General features: G+C 44.1%; 1 protein-coding gene. It reads right to left on the bottom strand.

Translation table 11 applies throughout. The annotated features are described in order from the left end of the window. Positions 1-261, bottom strand: a 261-nt coding sequence (locus V5P19_RS23840) for a YfiR family protein (protein ID WP_334408034.1), incomplete at both ends; no start/stop codon positions are given.

Genomic DNA, 261 nt, shown 5'->3' with positions numbered 1-261 from the left:
ACCAATAATGCACTCGGTATTTTGTTCGGCAATTAATAATAACGCCTTTGACGGATATTGTTCGGTTAATTCCATCTGGAATGTCGGTGACTCGTTGCCAAAATAAAAACCATTGCAGCCTGAAATCATCGCCTCTTGTTGAGTGTGAATGATGACAGGCAGATAAGGCAAAGATGTCGCGGCATTCTCTTGTAGGGCGGTACTAAAACGTGAAGATGAAAAGATACATAACTTTGGTGGCCCTGATAGCGCAGGCCAGCG

Source organism: Enterobacter sp. UNJFSC 003, assembly GCF_036903355.1.
GTDB lineage: Bacteria > Pseudomonadota > Gammaproteobacteria > Enterobacterales > Enterobacteriaceae > Enterobacter.
The sequence above is the reverse complement of the archived record's forward strand: the minus strand, read 5'-3'. Positions and strand labels throughout refer to the sequence as shown.